Annotated in this window: 18 protein-coding genes; 7 read left to right on the top strand and 11 right to left on the bottom strand. The window is 74.3% G+C overall.

The genetic code is table 11. From position 1 onward, the window contains the following. Window positions 1-47: 47 nt before the first annotated feature. The 6 genes from ACZ42X_RS05250 to ACZ42X_RS05225 all read right to left on the bottom strand — a co-directional run bounded on the left by ACZ42X_RS05250 (window position 48) and on the right by ACZ42X_RS05225 (window position 7,546). Window positions 48-824 (bottom strand): spherulation-specific family 4 protein, encoded by a 777-nt coding sequence (locus ACZ42X_RS05250; RefSeq protein WP_468285591.1) that lies wholly within the window; start codon window positions 822-824, stop codon window positions 48-50. A gap of 104 nt (window positions 825-928) precedes the next feature. After that, the gene (locus tag ACZ42X_RS05245; RefSeq protein ID WP_468284495.1) at window positions 929-1,930 is read right to left on the bottom strand and encodes an NAD-dependent epimerase/dehydratase family protein; all 1,002 of its coding nucleotides are present in this window, start codon (window positions 1,928-1,930) and stop codon (window positions 929-931) included. Window positions 1,931-2,083: 153 nt separating this feature from the next. Next, entirely contained in the window at window positions 2,084-3,262 is a 1,179-nt protein-coding gene (locus tag ACZ42X_RS05240; RefSeq protein ID WP_468284493.1) for a hypothetical protein, read from the bottom strand. Then, complete coding sequence (locus ACZ42X_RS05235; RefSeq protein ID WP_468285588.1) at window positions 3,255-4,949, bottom strand: DUF3492 domain-containing protein; 1,695 nt, start codon at window positions 4,947-4,949, stop codon at window positions 3,255-3,257. The genes ACZ42X_RS05240 and ACZ42X_RS05235 overlap by 8 nt, the downstream gene beginning before the upstream one ends. Before the next feature lie 204 nt (window positions 4,950-5,153). Then, on the bottom strand, window positions 5,154-6,542 hold the full coding sequence (locus tag ACZ42X_RS05230) for a DUF3152 domain-containing protein (protein ID WP_468284491.1): 1,389 nt from the start codon (window positions 6,540-6,542) through the stop codon (window positions 5,154-5,156). Window positions 6,543-6,550: 8 nt separating this feature from the next. Further along, the gene (locus ACZ42X_RS05225; RefSeq protein WP_468284489.1) at window positions 6,551-7,546 is read right to left on the bottom strand and encodes an alpha/beta fold hydrolase; all 996 of its coding nucleotides are present in this window, start codon (window positions 7,544-7,546) and stop codon (window positions 6,551-6,553) included. A 142-nt stretch (window positions 7,547-7,688) separates the two neighbouring features. Between ACZ42X_RS05225 and ACZ42X_RS05220 the strand changes: the two genes are divergently transcribed. From ACZ42X_RS05220 to ACZ42X_RS05205, 4 genes are all read left to right on the top strand, one after another. Beyond that, complete coding sequence (locus tag ACZ42X_RS05220; protein ID WP_468284487.1) at window positions 7,689-7,916, top strand: hypothetical protein; 228 nt, start codon at window positions 7,689-7,691, stop codon at window positions 7,914-7,916. A gap of 186 nt (window positions 7,917-8,102) precedes the next feature. Continuing rightward, complete coding sequence (locus tag ACZ42X_RS05215) at window positions 8,103-8,744, top strand: TetR/AcrR family transcriptional regulator (RefSeq protein WP_355364199.1); 642 nt, start codon at window positions 8,103-8,105, stop codon at window positions 8,742-8,744. Window positions 8,745-8,866: 122 nt separating this feature from the next. Then, window positions 8,867-9,094 carry a DUF3107 domain-containing protein gene (locus ACZ42X_RS05210; RefSeq protein WP_361419554.1) on the top strand — a complete coding sequence of 76 codons (228 nt, stop codon included), beginning with the start codon at window positions 8,867-8,869 and terminating at the stop codon, window positions 9,092-9,094. A gap of 200 nt (window positions 9,095-9,294) precedes the next feature. Continuing rightward, entirely contained in the window at window positions 9,295-9,561 is a 267-nt protein-coding gene (locus ACZ42X_RS05205) for a hypothetical protein (RefSeq protein WP_468284484.1), read from the top strand. A 77-nt stretch (window positions 9,562-9,638) separates the two neighbouring features. Here ACZ42X_RS05205 and ACZ42X_RS05200 read toward each other — a convergent pair whose 3' ends face one another. Continuing rightward, window positions 9,639-10,406: a ferritin-like fold-containing protein gene (locus ACZ42X_RS05200; RefSeq protein WP_468284482.1), complete on the bottom strand. Its 768-nt coding sequence runs from the start codon at window positions 10,404-10,406 to the stop codon at window positions 9,639-9,641. Window positions 10,407-10,935: 529 nt separating this feature from the next. Here ACZ42X_RS05200 and ACZ42X_RS05195 point away from each other — a divergent pair. Both ACZ42X_RS05195 and ACZ42X_RS05190 read left to right on the top strand, forming a co-directional pair. After that, a complete protein-coding gene (locus ACZ42X_RS05195) occupies window positions 10,936-12,996 on the top strand; it encodes a DEAD/DEAH box helicase (protein ID WP_468284480.1) in 2,061 nt (686 codons plus the stop codon). Between the two features lie 103 nt (window positions 12,997-13,099). Next, window positions 13,100-14,005 carry an alpha/beta fold hydrolase gene (locus ACZ42X_RS05190; protein WP_468284478.1) on the top strand — a complete coding sequence of 302 codons (906 nt, stop codon included), beginning with the start codon at window positions 13,100-13,102 and terminating at the stop codon, window positions 14,003-14,005. On the opposite strand, the gene ACZ42X_RS05185 is transcribed toward ACZ42X_RS05190, so the two are convergent. Beyond that, complete coding sequence (locus ACZ42X_RS05185; RefSeq protein ID WP_468284476.1) at window positions 13,990-14,913, bottom strand: NYN domain-containing protein; 924 nt, start codon at window positions 14,911-14,913, stop codon at window positions 13,990-13,992. The genes ACZ42X_RS05190 and ACZ42X_RS05185 overlap by 16 nt on opposite strands. 132 nt (window positions 14,914-15,045) lie before the next feature. On the opposite strand from ACZ42X_RS05185, the gene ACZ42X_RS05180 reads away from it, so the two are divergent. After that, on the top strand, window positions 15,046-15,198 hold the full coding sequence (locus tag ACZ42X_RS05180; protein ID WP_361419566.1) for a hypothetical protein: 153 nt from the start codon (window positions 15,046-15,048) through the stop codon (window positions 15,196-15,198). 83 nt (window positions 15,199-15,281) lie between these two features. Here ACZ42X_RS05180 and ACZ42X_RS05175 read toward each other — a convergent pair whose 3' ends face one another. The 3 genes from ACZ42X_RS05175 to ACZ42X_RS05165 form a co-directional block, all read right to left on the bottom strand. Continuing rightward, window positions 15,282-15,887, bottom strand: a complete 606-nt coding sequence (locus ACZ42X_RS05175; protein WP_468284473.1) for a MarC family protein — start codon at window positions 15,885-15,887, stop codon at window positions 15,282-15,284. Window positions 15,888-16,013: 126 nt separating this feature from the next. After that, window positions 16,014-16,880 (bottom strand): PHP domain-containing protein, encoded by an 867-nt coding sequence (locus tag ACZ42X_RS05170; RefSeq protein ID WP_468284471.1) that lies wholly within the window; start codon window positions 16,878-16,880, stop codon window positions 16,014-16,016. A gap of 75 nt (window positions 16,881-16,955) precedes the next feature. Then, a complete protein-coding gene (locus ACZ42X_RS05165; RefSeq protein WP_468284469.1) occupies window positions 16,956-17,591 on the bottom strand; it encodes a DUF6758 family protein in 636 nt (211 codons plus the stop codon). Window positions 17,592-17,633 lie beyond the last annotated feature (42 nt).

Below are 17,633 nucleotides of genomic sequence, written 5' to 3'. Positions count from 1 at the left end.
CGGTAGTCAGTACGGTTGTTCTCCCCGTAACACTGCCACGGCCCTCCTCATTCCGAGACACCCGGTCCGATACGCGAGACGATTTCGTCCCAGTAGCCGGGCAGCGCCGCGAATGGACTGGTTTGTCCGACCCGGTCTTCCGCCTGGTCGGTGAAGAAGATCGTCCCGGCGCCCTGCCAGCGGGCGATGCGCAGCGCCTCGTCGAGATGGGTGCGCGGCACCCCGTGGACGAGGTGCACGAACCGTTCGGGCGGATGGTCCGCCGTCCACTCCGCCGCCTGCGACCAGCGGTAATCCGCCCAGGACCCGGAGAAGGTCACCAGCTGGCCGGCGATCCGCGCGTACCCGGGGTGGGAGGGGCCGCCGTGGCCCAGCACCAGGTGCCCGCCGTCGGCGTGGTCCAGGAGCACCTCCAGCGTGCCCGCCGTACGCCGGACGTCGGCGAGGTGCGCCCGGTCCGCGGGACAGCGGTCCAGCAGGAAGCCGTCCACCCGGTACCAGTCGACGTACCGCTGGGCGTCGGAGACGACCTCCTCGAAGGGCCGGGCTCCGTGGCACAGGTCCAGGTGCCCGAGCACCGTCACGCCGGCGTTGCGCAGTCGGCCCGCCGCCTCCAGGCAGTGCGGGTCGGGGCGGGTCCCGGGGCCGCCCGCGACGTCGAGGACGGCCCAGTGCAGCGGCGTGCCCGGGCGGGTCAGCGCGGCCCATTCGGCGGGGGCGACCAGCGGGTGCGCGTAGCCGGGCACGCCGAGGCCAAGCCGGTCCGGCCCGGTCGCGGAGAGGGCCGTGCCGTGCGCCGTGCCCTGCGCGGTGCCTTGGAGCATGCCCTGCGCGGCGGTGCCTTGGATCATGTCCTGCGCGGTGCCTGGCGCCGCGCCCTGCGCCGCCGTACCCCGTGTCGCGCCCCGCAGCCAGGCGCCCGTCCCGGTCAGATGCGGCATGCCGCCTCCATCCAGATGTCGGCGAGGGACTCCTCCAGGTTGATGCGGGGCCGCCAGCCGAGCCGGTCCCGCGCCGTGCGGACGTCCGCCTGCTGCCAGCTGCCGCACCCGTCGGGATACGGGTACGGCGGGGCGGACGCCAGGTGGTCCGGCAGGCTTTCGCCGCGCTGGGCGCCGATGACCGGTCCGCCGACGGGGCCGCCGAGGGGCCCGCCGAGGGAGGGGCGTCCCGGCGGGGCGTCCAGCTCGTGCAGGGAGCCCGCGTAACCGGCGACGCGCGCGAGGACGGCGGCCGCGTCCCGGAGCCGTACGGCACGGCCCGTGCCGATGTTGACGATGCCCTGCGCGGCGGAGAGGGACGCGGCGTGCACGGCCCGCGCCACGTCCCGTACGTCGACGAAGTCGCGCTGCGCGCCGAGCCCGCCCAGCTTCAGCTCGCCGTCGCCGGCCTGCATGGCGCGGCGCATCGCCTCCGCGAGCCGGCCGAGCGGCGACGCGGCCGGGGTGCCGGGCCCGACGGGCGAGAAGACCCGCAGGACGACGGCGTCCAGGCCGGAGCCGAGGACCAGCTCGGTGGCGGCCAGCTTGGACACGCCGTACGGCCCGCCGGGGCGCGGCACCGCGTCCTCGGCGGTGGAGGAGCCGGGCTGCGAGGGCCCGTACTCGGACGCGCAGCCGACCTGCACCAGGCGGGCCCCGCAACCGCTGCGGCGCAGCGCCTCGCAGACGGTGGCGACGGCCACGGTGTTGTGCCGGATCAGGTCGCGCGCCCCGCCGCGGGTGGTACCGGCGCAGTTGATCACCACCCCGGGGTGGACGGCGTCCAGGAACCGGGTGAGCGCGCCGGGGCTGCCGCCGGCGAGGTCGAAGCGCACGTCGGCGTCGTCGCCGCGCCCGAGGGCGGTCAGGTGCACGGCCGGGTCGGCGAGCAGCCGGTCGGCGACGAAGCGCCCGATGAATCCGTTGGCACCGAGCAGAAGCACCCTCATCGCGCGGCCCCTTCGTGCCGACCGGCCGTTGCCGGGGTTCGGGGTGTCATGTCTGTTCTCTCCTAGAGGTGGTGTGACGGGGTGGGGCTGTACGCCGCGCCCGTACGGTGTCGGCTCCGCGAGCGGGCACGGCGACGGCGGGCGCCGTGGGGGTCAGGGCACCGCGTGGGCGGAGGCCCGGCCGAGGACGGCCGCGGCACGCGCCAGCAGGGCCAGCGCCGCCACGCCGCAGGCGAGCGCCGGTACGGCTCCGGTCCCCCAGGCCACGACCGCGGCCTCGACGGGCCGGGCGAGGACGTCGCAGCCGGGCAGACGTCCGGCGAGCAGGGAGGCCGGTGCGAGCGCCTCGGCGGCGCAGGCGCCGAGCAGCCCGGCGGCGGCGGGCTCGGGGAAGCCGTGGACGGTGAGCAGCCGGGCGGCGAAGAGCAGGACCCCGAGGGCGACGGCGGCCAGGAAGCCGCTGACGCCGCCGAAGGCGCCCCAGCCGCCCAGGCCACCGCCCACGCCGCCACCGGAGAAGTCGGAGCCCGCCGGCCAGGCCGCCGCCACGGCCGCGCCCGCGGCCGTCAGCAGTGCCGCCAGCGCCACCGCGTACAGCACGACGACGAGGGCGAGGTGCGGGCGTACGGCAGCGGCGACGTCACGCAGGGACCGGCCGGCCGCGAGCCGGCGCCGCGCCCGTACGGCGAAGAACCGCGCGCACCAGGCGGCGGGCGCCACCGCGAACGCCAGGCCCACCAGCGGTGCCGGGGCCGGGGGCCACGGCTCGTCCGGGCCGCCGCGGAGGAGCGCGGCGAGCAGGCCGTCGCCGTACGCGGCGTACGCGAGCAGCAGCAGGCCCGGCCACGCGCGCAGGCCGGGGACCGTGCGCCGGGCGCGCGGCCTCAGCGGCCCGCGCCGCAGGCACCCGGCGAGCGCCGCGGCGGCGCCGACGGCCCCGGCCACGCCGACGGCGGTGCGCACCGCGCCGTCCGTCACGGCGGCGCCCGCCAGCGCGGCCGCGCAGACGGCGCCGGGGAGCAGCGCGAGCAGCACCCACGCGTACCGCCGCCAAGACGCCTCGGACCCAAGGACAGGGACAGGAACAGGAACAGGAACAGAAACTGCAGGGGCAGAGGCAGGGGCAGGAGGCCCGGCGGCACCTTCGGCAGGGCGGGGCACGCGCGCGTACAGCTCCTCGGCCAGCGAGAAGACGTCACGGTGCCGGAAGCGGGCGGCGGTGCGGTCGGTGATGCCGTACGCCTCCAGGCCCGCGGCGATGTCCAGCGGGTCGACGGCGCGCTCGCAGAGCTTCCGGTGGCGGAGCAGCAGCGTCCTGACGGGGTCAGCCACGGCCGCCTCCCGCGTGTGCGCCGACGGGGCGCCCGACCCACCCGGGGGTGCCGGGGCGCCCGTTCGAGGTGCCCTGGAGGAAGTCCTCGGCCGGGAGGGCGAAGGGCACGGGGTCACCGGCGGCGTTCACCGCCTCGGTGGTGCGGCGCGCCGGGGTGTGTGACAGCAGCTCCAGGTAAATGCCGCGAAATGCCGCCACGTTCTGCTCGGCGGTGAACAGTTCGAGCGCCCGGGCCCGTGCGGCGGCGCCCAGGCGCGCGCGGCGCTCGGGGTCGCGCAACAGGGCGAGGCAGGCGTCGGCGAGCGCCGGCGCGTTGCGCGGGGGGACGACCAGTCCGGTGCCTCCGATGACCTCGACGACCGCGCCCACGTCCGTGGAGACCGTCGCCCGGCCGCAGAGCATGGCCTCGACGAGCCCGGCCGGAAAGCCCTCGGCGGCGCTCGACAGGACGCTCACACCACCCGCCGCGTACGCCTGCGCCGGACCGCCGGACCGCCGCTCGAACAGCACCGGCGCGCCGGACGGGCCGGAGGAACCGGAAACGCCGGAGGGACCGGCGGCACCGGAGGGACCGGCGGCACCGGAGGGGATGAGCCGTGCCGCCAGGGCCTCGCAGTGGGCGAGGTACGCCGCGGAGTTCCGCCCGCGCCCGGGTTCGGTGATCACCCGGAGCCGCGCGTCGGGCTCCTGCTCGCGCACCCGGGCGAAGGCGTGCAGCAGCGTGATCAGGTCCTTGGCGGGTTCGACGCGCCCCACCCACACCAGCGTGCGCGCGACACCGGGGTCCACGGTGTCCGCCGCCTCGCCGACCGCCGCGAAGGGTTCGGCGTCGATGCCCGCGTACACCGTGCGCAGCTTGGCGCGGTCGGCGCCGCACCGCTCCTGCCAGCGGCGGGCGTGCGTGGTGCCGGGGGTGATGACGGCGGCCTGCCGGTACACCTCGGCGGCGTGGAGGCGGTGGAAGGAGGCGAGCAGGGTGCGTACGGGAGCGCTCAGGCGGGCGTCGGCACCGGCGAGGTAGTGCGCGCGCAGCTGTACGCCGTACTCCGTGACCAGCAGCGGGACCCCGAAGAAGCGTTTGGCCATCAGCCCGGCCAGCGCGGGCCGCCCCGCCGACGTGGCGTGGCACAGGTCGACGGCGCCGAGGCCGTCCTCCTCGCCGTACCAGTCGAGCGACAGGGGGCGCAGGGCGCGCTCCAGCCGGTCGGTGACGGCGAGGAGTTCGGTCACGGTGACGCCGTGCAGGCCCCGGCGTGCGCCGGGCGCGCGGCACGCCGACTCCAGGGCGCGCAGGGCGGTCTCGGAGCGCAGCGCCGGGGCGAGGCCGCCGCTCTCGCGCGCCAGCTCCGCGAGCCCGTACAGCCCTTCGGCGAAGGAGCCGCCCGCGTCCTCCCGGGTGCCGCACACCGCCTGCGCAAGCTGCCCGATGTGCGCGGCGAACCGGCGGCGGGCGTGCCGTCCGGGGCGGCGGCCGTCCACCGCGGGCTCCCACAGGGCCGCCGTCCGCACCCGCGCGACCTGCGGCGGGAGGGAGACCCAACCGCCGTCCTCCTGGCGGGCGCTGCGGCTGAGCGCGTAGACGTCGACGACGTGCTGCGCGAGCCCGCGCACGAGCCGGTCGCACCAGAGCCCGCCCTCGTGTGACGCATACGGGTACCCGCCCTCGGCCAGCAGTCCGATCCGCACGAGCACACCCCCGATCTCCCTTGAGTACGGCCGCCGTTCAGCCCGGCGGCGCGCGGCTCGGACGAACGTAAGCGGATATGCCGATGGCGCGACGGACGGTTGTCCATCGCGCCACCGGAAGGGGTGAATGCACGTAACTTTCCCGTACGTGACGCGTTTGATCGCGCTACGGGGCAGCCCCCTCACACACGGTGAGGGGGTCCGTCAGGAGTCGCCGGGGTAGACCCAGGGGTTGGGCCGGCACTTCACGCCGTCGATCTCCAGCGACTTGGTCTGCTGCTGCATGACCGGCGCGAGCGCGCCCGGCGTGCGGCACGTGACGTGGTTGTGCCCGAGGCGGTGCCCGACCTCGTGGTTGATCAGCATCTGCCGGTACGCGTACATGGCGTCGGCGCCGTACGTCTCGGAGCCCTGCGCCCAGCGGAACGCGTTGATCATCACGCGTTCGGTGGCGGCGGAGTCGCACGAGACGTTGTCGATCGTCGTGTCGAGGCCGGACTTGGCGCACCAGACGCCGGTCGTGCCGGGGCTCGCGAGGGTGACGACGAACCGCGCCTCACCGCTCGACACCCGCTCGAACGCCATGGCGCCGCCGTGCGCCCAGCTGCGGTCGTCGTTCAGGGTCTTGTGGACCGCCTCGGCGAACAGCCGCGCGTCGAGCCCGAGCCCCTTCTCCACGTCGACGCGGTAGCGCACCTTCTCGCCCCGCCCGGGCGCCTTGTCGAACCCGGGGACGACCTCGAACGCCCCGGCCCCCTTCAGCGCCGGGTCCATCGGGAACTGCCGGGTCATGAGCTGTTCGTACGTCGCGGGCGCGGCCGGCTGCTCCGCCCGGCCGGCCTCGGACGGCACGGCACGGCCGTCGGCGCGGTCGGAACGGTCGGAGCGGGCGGCCGAGCCATCGACGTCGCGCTGGGCGGCCTCGCCCGCCGGCCGGTTGGCGGAGAGGTCCGGTCCGGTGCCGGTGACCTGGCCGGCCACGACGACCGCGAGGACCGTGGTGACCGCGGCGGCCGCGATGCCGGTGACGGTGCGGCCCTTGCCGGACCTGCCCTCCTTGGGGACGGCGGCCGACGCCTCCTCGGGCCGCTCCTCCCCCTGGTCCGTCCGCCGGGCGTCCTCGCCCCGGCCCTGGTCGAACGCCTCCACGAACTCGCGCCGCGGTCCCGGTATCCGCGCCCCGGCACCCACGCCGCTCCGGGGTCCCGGCGTCGAACGGGGTACGCCCTGCCAGTCGCCGTACCGTGCGGGCTGCTCCTGGTGCGGGTGCTCGGGATGGCCGCCGCGCGCGTGCGGGGCCTGGTGCCGCTCGTCGGCGTACGCCCGCGGCGGCTCGTACGCCCCCGGCGCCTCGTACGGCCAGGGCGGCGGGGAGGCGGGAGAGGCCGGAGACGCGGGCGCGGCGCCCTTGCGGCGCCTTCCGGTTCCGGGCCCGGGTACGGCACCAGGAGCGGGTGCGGCCCCGGGAGCGTGTGCGGCCCCGGGGGCTTGTGCGGGCCGCTCCGCCGGGGCGGGTGCGCCCTCGCTCCCGGCCGGCACGGCGGAGGCGGAAGCGGAGGCGGCGGAGGAGCCCTTGCGACTATGTCGTCCCACGCCCTGGATCAGCTCCCGCCGTCGTCGTCGCCACCGCCACCGCCAGGGGCGTCGCTCTCGTCGATCAGTTCCCGTACGGCCTTCGCGACCGTCTCCGGATACTCCATCATCGCGACGTGTCCGGCGTCCGGAAGCGTCAGCAACCGCGCGTCGCGGAAGGCGGCCGCGGCCCGGCGCGCCATGCGGAACGAGACCAGCTGGTCGCGCCCGCCGTACACCAGCAGCGTCGGCGCGAGCACCCGCTCCGCCTGCCGCCACAGGTTGTGCTGGCCGCCCACGGTGTACGCGTCGACGATGCCGCGCGCCGAGCGCGCCATGGCGTCCCAGAAGTAGGGGAGGGCGAGGCGCCGCTCCATCTCCTCCACGGCGTTGCGGAAGCCCTCGTCGGTGACGCGACCGGGGTCCCCGTAACAGAGGGACATCACGCCCCGGACGCGCTGCTCGGCCGTCCAGTCCCTGGTCAGCCGGGAGAACAGCGTCGAGACGCCCGGCAGCGCGAGCAGCGCCGTCGGCCAGGCGCCGCGCTGCGGGCGGAGCTCCGGCAGCGCGGGCGAGACGAGCGTCAGGGTGCGGACGAGGTCGGGGCGGACGGCCGCGACGCGGGTGGAGACGGCGCCGCCGAGCGAATTGGCGATGAGGTGGACCGGTCCCCGGTCGGCGGCGTCGAGGAGCCGGATGACGGCGCGGGCGTGCGCGGTCACCGAGTAGTTGCCGTCGTCGGGCGGCGGCGAGTCGCCGAAGCCGGGCAGGTCGACCGCCTCGCCGTCCACGCGGTCGGCGAGGAGCGGCATCAGTGCGGACCAGTTCTGCGAGGAGCCGCCGAGCCCGTGCACGTACAGCGCGGGCGGCAGTCCGGCGCGGGCGGCGGGCCGCGCGCGTACGGTCAGGGTCAGTCCCGGCAGCGCCACCGTGCGCAGCCGCTCGCCCTCCGCGACCCGCACGGTACTCACCCGCGGTGCCGCTGCGGCGGCGGCAGGGGTTTCCGGCAGCTCGGTCGAAGACATGCGGCAATGTTACGAGACGATCACGCAACGATTGCTGTGTCGGCCGTCACAGATCGCATAGCGCCGTCCACGGGTACCTCCTAGGCTCGTAGAGACGGGGCATTTCGCCCAGGCCCCCGCCCGTCCACGTGAAAGGGAGCCCATGACCGTCGACCCGACCGACTTCGAGACCTTCGACGAGACCGCCGACGAGACCGCGACCGGCGGGTTCACCGAAGAGACCCCGGAGGCGGACGCCGCCGAACAGCACACGGAGCTGCGGCCGCGCGAGGACGATCCGCTCACCCGCATCGACCCGGCGCTCGTGAACCCGGCCGACGCCGCCGAGCAGACGCGGGTGGTGGACCTCGACGAGGACGACTACCGCTGAGCGGCCGACCAGCAGTGGTTTTGGCCTGTTTGACGTCGTTAAAAGTTGAATCTGCTGGCACCAGGGAGCTACCACGGGCGTCCGGTACGTGAAATTCTGCGCTCGCACCGCGCACAGCCGGGTTACCCAAAAGTACGATGGCGGGCGTGGCGCACAGCGCCACATGGATCGATTTTGGGAGGCGGCGTGACAGCCATCGAGCAGACAGAGGCGGCGCGCCCGAGGGGTACACGCCTGCCGCGCCGTGCCCGACGCAACCAGCTTCTGGGCGCGGCCCAGGAGGTCTTCGTCGCCCAGGGGTACCACGCGGCCGCGATGGACGACATCGCGGAGCGCGCCGGGGTCAGCAAGCCGGTGCTGTACCAGCACTTCCCCGGAAAGCTGGACCTGTACCTGGCACTGCTGGACCAGCACTGCGAGTCGCTGCTGCAGGCGGTCCGTACGGCGCTCGCCTCGACGACCGAGAACAAGCTGCGCGTCGCCGCGACGATGGACGCGTACTTCGCGTACGTGGAGGACGAGGGCGGCGCGTTCCGCCTGGTCTTCGAGTCCGACCTGACCAACGAGCCGGCCGTGCGCGAGCGCGTCGAGCGGGTCAGCCTCCAGTGCGCCGAGGCGATCTCGGACGTCATCGCCGAGGACACCGGCCTGTCCAAGGACGAGTCGATGCTGCTGGCCGTCGGGCTCGGCGGCGTGTCCCAGGTGGTCGCGCGGTACTGGCTGTCCAGCGAGTCGTCGATTCCGCGCGAGCGGGCGGTGCAGCTGCTGACCTCGCTGGCCTGGCGCGGCATCGCGGGCTTCCCACTGCACGGCTCGGAGTCGCACTGACACCGGCCGTGTTCGCTGTTGGCGTGTTCGACTGACGGCTGCCGGGTCCCCTCTCCGGGCTAATGTGTGCTGCGTACGGCGCGGCGAACCGCGCAACGCTGACCGTTCGGAGGGACATAGCCGTGGAGGTCAAGATCGGCGTGCTGCACGCGCCCCGGGAGATCGTTCTGGAGTGCGGGCAGTCGGCCGCGGACGTCGAGGCCGCGGTGGCCGACGCGCTGGCGGGCAAGGCGCAGCTGCTCAGCCTGACGGACGACAAGGGCCGCAGGGTACTGGTGCCGGCGGACCGTATCGCCTACGTGGAGATCGGCGAGCCGGCGGCGCGCCGGGTGGGTTTCGGCGCGCTCTGAGACGTACGGGGCCCACGGGACCGGTACGAGGAAGGCCCGGCGGATGCGGTCGCATCCGTCGGGCCTTCCTCATGCCCTGGCTCCGGTCGATGACCGGGTCGGCGGTCCGGTCGGCTCGACCAGGGTTGTTTCGGTCACTGATCGGGTAGTACGGCCTACGACCGTTTTGCCCGCCCCGCCCCACCGCGAGGTGATCAGTTGTGCTCGTGGAAGCTCTCGGCTCCGTCGTGCTCGGACTCGCACTCTCCTGGGCTGCCCTCCAGCGGCTGGCCGACCGGCTTCCGCCGCGCCGCGCGGTACTGATCGCCGGCGCCCTGGGCGGGCTGTTCGGCGCGCTCATCACCCACGCGGCGCTCGGTCCGGGCTTCGTGCTGGGCACCCTGCTGGGTGCCCTCGCCGTGGACGCGGTCGTCCTGTCACTGCTGCTGCGGCCGACCCGCCGACTGCGCCGCTCGGCGGCGACGTAAGGCGGGCGGCATAAGGCTGGTGGCGTAAGCCCGGCGGCGCCGAGAGCGGGCGCCGGGGCTGGGCGCCAGGGCGGGCGTCAGGCCGCGAGGCCCAGCGCTGCCATCCGCTTGGTGTGCGCCTTGGTGATCCGGGAGAACATCTCGCCGACCGCCGCCAGGTCGAAGCCGTCCGCGACCCCGCCCACCAGCATCGTCGACAGCGCGTCGCGCTCCGCGACCACCCGCTGGGCCTGCGACAGGGCCTCGCCCATCAGACGGCGCGCCCACAGCGCGAGCCGGCCGCCCACGCGCGGGTCGGCCTCGATCGCGGCGCGCACCTTCTCCACGGCGAAGTTGCCGTGCCCGGTGTCGTCCAGCACCGCCAGCACCAGCGCGCGCGTGTCGGAGTCCAGGCGGGCGGCGACCTCGCGGTAGAAGTCGCTGGCGATCGAGTCGCCCACGTACGCCTTGACCAGGCCCTCCAGCCAGTCGGAGGGCGCCGTCTGGCGGTGGAACTCGTCCAGCGCCCTCGCGAACGGCTCCATCGCGGATGTCGGGTCCACGTCGATCGCGGTCAGCCGGTCCCGCAGCCGCTCGAAGTGGTGGAACTCCGCGGACGCCATCTTCGCCAGCTCCGCCTTGTCGGCGAGCGTCGGCGCCAGCTTCGCGTCCTCGGCGAGCCGCTCGAAGGCCGCCAGCTCGCCGTAGGCGAGCGCGCCGAGCAGGTCCACGACCGCCGCGCGGTACTGGGGCTCGGCGGAGGCGCCGGCCCAGTCGAGGGCGGCGATCCCGGTCGGTTCTTCGGTCGGTTCTCCGGCCGGTTCTCCGGCGGGGGCGGAAGCGGTGGCGTTGTCAGGCGTCTCCATGAACGGCACAATAGCCCGCCCGTCGGCGCCCGCACGGGCGAGCCCGGCGCACGCCCGGCGCGACGCTGCGGCGGCGCGGGCTCCGACGCCGTGGAGTGTGACCTGCCCCTCGTTATGAATTGGCCCAACACAGATGCGCGAATCCGGGGTACAGTGATATTGCGCCTGCTGAGTATTCAGTCGTCTTCGTACACATACTCGGCGGGCCATCTCATGAATGAGGATGCCCGGTCGGTGGCCCGATCGGCTCCGACCCGACAGCCCTCGGGGCGCCTGGTGCGCCACTTGAGGGGCCCCTCAGCGGTATGACGCTCGAGCGACGGCAGTGGTCCCGCGCCACCCGACTGCGGCCTTGACGGCCTGCGGCCGGCCGTAACTGGCACGGTAAGACCCCCAGCGTTCGCCTCGTACCGCGTCTCACAGAAGAGGCAGCACCCTGACTACGACTTTCCGAGAGCTCGGGATCCTCCCCGAGACCGCCGAGGCGCTCGAAGCCGTCGGCATCACGACGCCGTTCCCCATCCAGGAGATGACCCTCCCGGTCGCGCTCTCCGGCACCGACGTCATCGGCCAGGCCAAGACCGGCACCGGCAAGACGCTCGGCTTCGGCCTGCCGCTGCTGGAGCGGGTCACCGTCCCCGCGGACGTCGAGGCGGGCCGGGCCACGCCCGGGCAGCTGACCGACGCCCCGCAGGCCCTCGTGGTCGTCCCGACCCGCGAGCTGTGCACCCAGGTCACCAACGACCTGCTCACCGCCGGCAAGGTCCGTAACGTCCGGGTCCTCGCGATCTACGGCGGCCGCGCGTACGAGCCCCAGGTCGAGGCGCTGAAGAAGGGCGTCGACGTCATCGTCGGCACCCCCGGCCGCCTGCTCGACCTGGCCGGCCAGCGCAAGCTGGACCTGTCCAAGGTCAAGGCCCTCGTCCTCGACGAGGCCGACGAGATGCTCGACCTGGGCTTCCTGCCCGACGTCGAGAAGATCATCAACATGCTTCCGGCGAAGCGCCAGACCATGCTGTTCTCGGCGACCATGCCGGGCGCGGTCATCGGCCTGGCCCGCCGCTACATGTCGCAGCCCACGCACATCCGCGCCACCGCGCCGGACGACGAGGGCGCGACCGTGGCGAACATCGCGCAGTACGTGTACCGCGCGCACTCCATGGACAAGCCCGAGATGGTCTCGCGCATCCTCCAGGCCAACGGCCGCGGACTCGCGATGATCTTCTGCCGTACGAAGCGGACGGCCGCCGACATCGCCGAGCAGCTGGAGCGTCGCGGCTTCGCGTCCGGCGCGGTCCACGGCGACCTCGGCCAGGGCGCGCGCGAGCAGGCGCTGCGCGCGTTCCGCAACGGCAAGGTCGACGTCCTCGTCTGCACCGACGTCGCGGCCCGCGGCATCGACGTCGACGGCGTCACGCACGTGATCAACTACCAGTCGCCCGAGGACGAGAAGACCTTCCTCCACCGCGTGGGCCGCACCGGCCGCGCGGGCCGCAAGGGCATCGCCGTCACGCTGGTCGACTGGGACGACATCCCGCGCTGGCAGCTGATCAACAAGGCGCTGGGCCTGGACTTCCACGACCCGGTCGAGACGTACTCGACGTCCCCGCACCTGTACGCGGACATGGACATCCCCGAGGGCACCAAGGGCGTCCTGCCGCGCGCCGAGCGGACCCGTGCGGGTCTGGACGCGGAGGAGCTGGAGGACCTGGGCGAGCCGGGCGGCCGCGGCCGTTCGCCTCGTACGTCGCGCTCGTCGCGTTCCGAACGCCCGGAGCGTTCGGGCCGCTCGGACCGTTCGGAGCGCTCGGACCGTTCGGAGCGTTCCGAGGACGAGGCTCCGGCGCGGACGCGCACCCCGCGCCAGCGCCGCCGCACGCGCAGCGGCGCCCCGGTGGCCGCGGACGCCGCGGTGACCGCCGCCGCGACCGCGGTGGAGGAGGCTCCCGCCTCGGACGCGCCCCGCACCCTTCGCCGCCGTCGGCGCACCCGCGTGGGCGCGGCGTCGGAGACGGCCCCGGTGACGCCGGTGGCCGCGGAGCCCCAGGCCGCCGCTCCGGTGGCTCAGGCGACCGAGGCCGCTCCGGTGGCCGAGCCCGTCGCCCAGCCTGCCGCGGAGCCCGTCGCGGAGGAGCCGGCGAAGCCGCGCCGCCGCACGCGCAAGAAGGCGGAGCCGGTGGCCGAGGCCGCGGCGGCGCCCGCCGAGGTGGCCGAGGCCCCTGCCGCCGAGGCTCCGGTCGAGCCGAAGCCGCGTCGTACGCGCAAGAAGGCGGAGCCGGTCGTGGAGGCCGCGGAAGCCGAAGCCCCGGCCGAGGCCAAGCCCCGCCGTACGCGCAAGAACGCCGAGCCCGCCGCCGAGACCGCGGAGGCACCCGCCGCCGAGGCTCCGGTCGAACCGAAGCCGCGTCGTACGCGCAAGAAGGCCGAGCCGGTCGTGGAGGCCGCGGAAGCCGAAGCCCCGGCCGAGGCCAAGCCCCGCCGCACGCGCAAGAAGGCCGAGCCCGCCGCCGAGACCGCGGAGGCACCCGCCGCCGAGGCCAAGCCCCGCCGCACGCGCAAGAAGGCCGTCGCCGCCCAGCCCGAAAGCTGAGTGCTGAGCGACCCGGCTGCGATGGCCCCCGCGTTCTCCTCCCGGAGGCGCGGGGGCCATCGCCTTGTGCGGGGCTTTCCCGCCCCACCGGTAGCCTCGGGGCATGAGCCGGCCGCCCACCTTCACGCCACCCCCCTGCGCCCGCGCCTCCCGTCTGCGGACCGCGCGCGGCGGCTTCGCCGTCCTCGACGCACGCCCCGCCGAGGGCGTCGCGGTGAGGGGCACCGCCCTGCTGCTGCCCGGGTACACCGGCAGCAAGGAGGACTTCATCGCGATGCTCCAGCCGCTCGCCGACGCGGGCTACCGGACCGTCGCCGTGGACGGCCGGGGTCAGTACGAGACCGAGGGACCGGAAACCGAACAGGCCTACGCGCAGGTGGAGTTGGCACGCGACGCGATCGCGCAGGCCGAAGCGCTCGGTAACGACGGCGGCAGCGGGCCGGTCCATCTCCTCGGGCACTCGCTCGGCGGCCAGATCGCCCGCGCCGCCGTCCTCCTCGACGCCGCGCCCTTCGCCACGCTCACCCTCATGTCGTCCGGCCCCGCCGAGGTCGCGCCCGCCCAGCAGCAGAAGATCAAGCTGCTCGGTGACGCGCTGCGCGTCATGACCATGGGCCAGGTCTGGGAGGCCATGCGTGCGCTCGACCCGCCGGAGGAGGCCGAGTACCTGCGCAGCACCCGCGAGGACCTGCGGCAGCGCTGGCTGCGGCACCACCCGGTCCAGCTGCTGGTGACGGGCCGCCAGCTGACCGTGGAACCGGACCGGGTCCACGAGCTCGCCGCCGTACGCCAGGCCCTCCCCCTGCACGTGGTGTCCGGCGAGACCGACGACACCTGGCCCGTCCCGCTGCTCGACGCCATGGCGGAGCGCCTCGGCGCCCACCGCACGGTCATCGAGGGCGCCGCGCACTCGCCGAACACCGACCGGCCGGCGGAGACCGCGGCGGCCGTCGCGCGCTTCTGGGACGCCCGGCGGCCTCGGCGGCAGGGGCTTCAGAACCGCGACTGAAGCTGCTGCCAGAAGCCGTCCCGCAGCGCCCGCCGCAGCACGGCGTGCCCGCGCAGCGAACGGCTCAGCAGCCGTTCGGCCTCCATCAGGAGGTCCTGGTCCACGGGCCCGGGCAGGTACGGGTGGCTCGGCAGCAGCTCGGCCATGGTGACCGGGCCCCGCTCCGCGAGCCACGTCTCCGCGATCCGGGCGCCGAGGAAGCGCACCTCGTCGCGCGACGGCGGCGGCTCGCCCTCGTTCTCGTACGTCGTGACCGGGCGGCGCGTGACGTACGGGCGGCAGAAGTCCAGGTCGAAGGCGCGCCGGCTGTCGACCTCCCACAGCAGCGGCTCGGCCTGGTTGCGCCCGTCCGCCGCCTCGATGCCCCACAGGTGCACCCGCGCGCCGTAGCCCTGGGCCGCCTCGACCGCCGAGACCAGGTCCTCGTCGCCGCCGACGAGCGCCGCGTCGCTGATGGCGCGGTGGCGGGCGAGGGACTCCAGGTCGGAGCGGATGAGGGAGTCGACGCCCTTCTGCTGGTTGTTGGCGTTGAGGTTGCCGAGCCGGACCTTGACGTCGGGCAGTTCGGCGATGGCCTGCTGCTCGGGCGTGTGGATGCGGCGCCTGGCGCCGTCGTACCAGTACACGCGCAGCAGCCGGCTGTCGGCGAAGATCGTGCGGGCCTTGTCGATGAAGGCCTCGATCAGGCCCTCGGCGTCGAGGTCGAAGGCGCGCCGGTCCTCGGTGCCCGCCACCAGCAATCCGGCCGAAGCATAGACGTAACCGGCGTCGACGAAGATGGCATGCGTCGAGGGCGTCTTCGCCACCTCGACGAGCATGCGCTGGAGGAGCTCATTGGTGCGCTCCAGGCGACGGGACAGCTCGGCGGCTTCGTTCGCGGTGGGGTCGTTCACGGCGGCTTCGTTCATACCGGCTTCATTGTCCGTCGGCGGCTGACACCCCGCCAGTAGTTAGACACGTAAAAAATTTCCTTAGCGTAGGGAATGTTTAAGGTACGCAGGTCGTTGCACCCGTATGGAACACGACGAAGGGAGAAGCCCGTGCGCTTTGAGATCATGCGACTCGACGATGTCGACGGCACCGCCGTGGACAGCACCGTCGTGGACGCCGCCTCCGTCAACAGGATGGTGCAGCAGGCCGCCGCTATCGGCCAGCGCATCTACATCCGCCCGGCTGAGACCACGGCGTCGTAAGCGCCTGGGCATCGCCCACACACCGCCGCGCCCCCGCACGGAACGACTCCGAGCGGGGGCGCGGTCGTGCGCGAACCGCCGCGTCACGCGGCCTGGATCGTCTGCATCACGCCGTTGATGATCTGCTGCACCGCGATGGCGGAGAGCATCATGCCGGCGAGCCGCGTCACCAGCACCACACCGCCGTCCTTGATCACCCGGATGATCACCAGCGAGTAGCGCATGGTCAGCCACAGCACGATGTGCATGGCGGCGATCGCGCCCCAGACCGAGATCTGCTCCCCCACCCCGTCCGCGTGCTGCACGGCCAGGATGACGGACACGATCGCGCCGGGGCCGGCGAGCAGGGGCATGCCGAGCGGGACGAGGGCGACGTTGACGTCCTTCGTCTGCTTCGGCTCGTCCGTCTTGCCGGTGAGCAGGTCGAGCGCGATGAGCAGCAGGAGCAGCCCGCCCGCGATCATCAGCGCGGGAACGGAGACGTGCAGGTAGTCCAGGATCTGCTGGCCGAGGATGCCGAAGACGGTGATCACGCCGAAGGCGACGGCGACCGCCTGCCAGGCCATGCGCCGCTGCGTCTTGGCGGGGCGGCCGGAGGTCAGGGCCAGGAAGATCGGGGTGATCCCGGGGGGATCCATGATGACGAACAGGGTGAGGAAGAGGGAGCCGAAGACGGCAGCGTCGAACACAGTGTGGGCCTTGCGGGAAGAGGTGCGAACAAAAAAGGGCGGGGGAGGGCGTCGCGGTTCACGGGCAGCGGAGGAACGCCCGGGCCGCCCGCCATGCGGGGTCGTTACGGGCGTCCTCCCCCAGAGCTACGCCGGGGAGGGTCCCCCGGTGCCCGGCACCGGGAACGCGCCGGTGGCGCGCCGGGTGATCTCGCCGTAGATCTCCGGGTCGGTGGTGTACTCGCCGAGCCGGCAGGTCTTGCGGCTGCCGTGGTAGTCGCTGGAGCCGGTGGTCAGCAGTCCGAGGTCCCCGGCGAGGCCGCGCAGCCGCGCGCGTGTCGGCTCGTCGTGGTCCATGTGGTCGACCTCGATGCCGTCGAGGCCGTACGCCGCGAGGTCGGCGAGGACCGCCTCGGGCACGGTGCGGCCGCGCTTGACGGCGAGCGGGTGCGCGAAGACGGTGACGCCGCCGGCCGCCTTGACGAGGCGGATGGCGGTGTACGGGTCGAGCTCGTGCTTCTCGACGTACGCCCGGCCGCCGTCGGCGAGCCACTCGGGCGTGAAGGCGTCCGAGACGGAGCCGACGACACCGAGCTCGACGAGCGCCTCGGCTATGTGCGGGCGGCCCACGGAGCCGTCGCCGGCGATGGCCGCGACGCGCTCCCAGGTGACCGGCACGCCCAGCTCCTGGAGCTTGCCGACCATCGCCCGGGCGCGCGGCACACGGTCGTCGCGCACGAGCTCGCGCTCGCGGGCCAGCTCGGGCTCGTCCGGGTCGAAGAGGTACGCCAGCATGTGGACGCCGACGCCGTCGATGCGGCAGGAGAGCTCGGCGCCGGTGACGAGGGTGAGCCCCTCGGGGGTCGCCGCGAGGGCCTCCGCGTAGCCGCGCGTGGTGTCGTGATCGGTCAGCGCGACGACGTCGAGCCCGGCCGCGGCGGCGGCGCGCACCAGCTCGGCGGGGGTGTCCGTACCGTCCGAAGCCGTGGAGTGGGTGTGCAGGTCGATGCGCACGACGCGTGACTCCGGGGCTCGGTGACGGACAGGGGATACCCCAGGATAACCGCCCCGGAAGCCGCGTTCCGCACGTCAGAGCAGGCGTGGCGTCAGCGCGCCGCACGGCAGGAGCTCGACCTCGGCGCCCGACTCGCGGACGTCGGTCAGGACGAGTTCGTCGTACAGCAGCATCCCGGAATGCTCCGGCCAGGCGATCGCCCACAGCCACAGCCCGCGCGCCTCGCCCGCGAAGACCGCGCGGTCCTCGGGCGCGTCGGTGACGTGCCACAGCGGTGTGGGGCGGCCGGCCGCGAGCACCTTGGTCTGCGGGGGTTTGTCGCCGCAGATGTGCGGGCCGGGGTCGGGGCCGTCGATGCCCGCGTACCGCGCGCCGAGGCCGACGCCGAGCTCCTCGGCGATCAGCAGCAGCTCGCCGACGCCGCCGAGCGGGCCGGGGCCCGAGCAGGCGACGGCGGTGGCGCGCCCGCCGCTGCGGTCGTCACCGGCGTACGCGACTCCGGTGAAGAGCCAGCCGAGCGGCAGGGGCCAGGGCATCCAGACGGGGACTCTCGCGCGGTGCGTCACGACGCCGAGCGCCTCGACGCTGGGTGGCAGCACGGGCTGCAGCGGGTGCACGGGGCCGTGCACGGCGCACTGCCAGGAGTCGGAGAAGAGACCGGGCGCCCGGACCCGGCCTCCGCACTTCGGGCAACTGGGTTCGCCCCTCATAGCGTTCAACGGTCCTACCCGGCCGTCGCCGCGTCAAGGACG

This window comes from Streptomyces sp. NPDC030862 (assembly GCF_055571835.1).
Note: the sequence above shows the minus strand (reverse complement) of the source record. Positions and strands in the feature narration are given on the sequence as shown.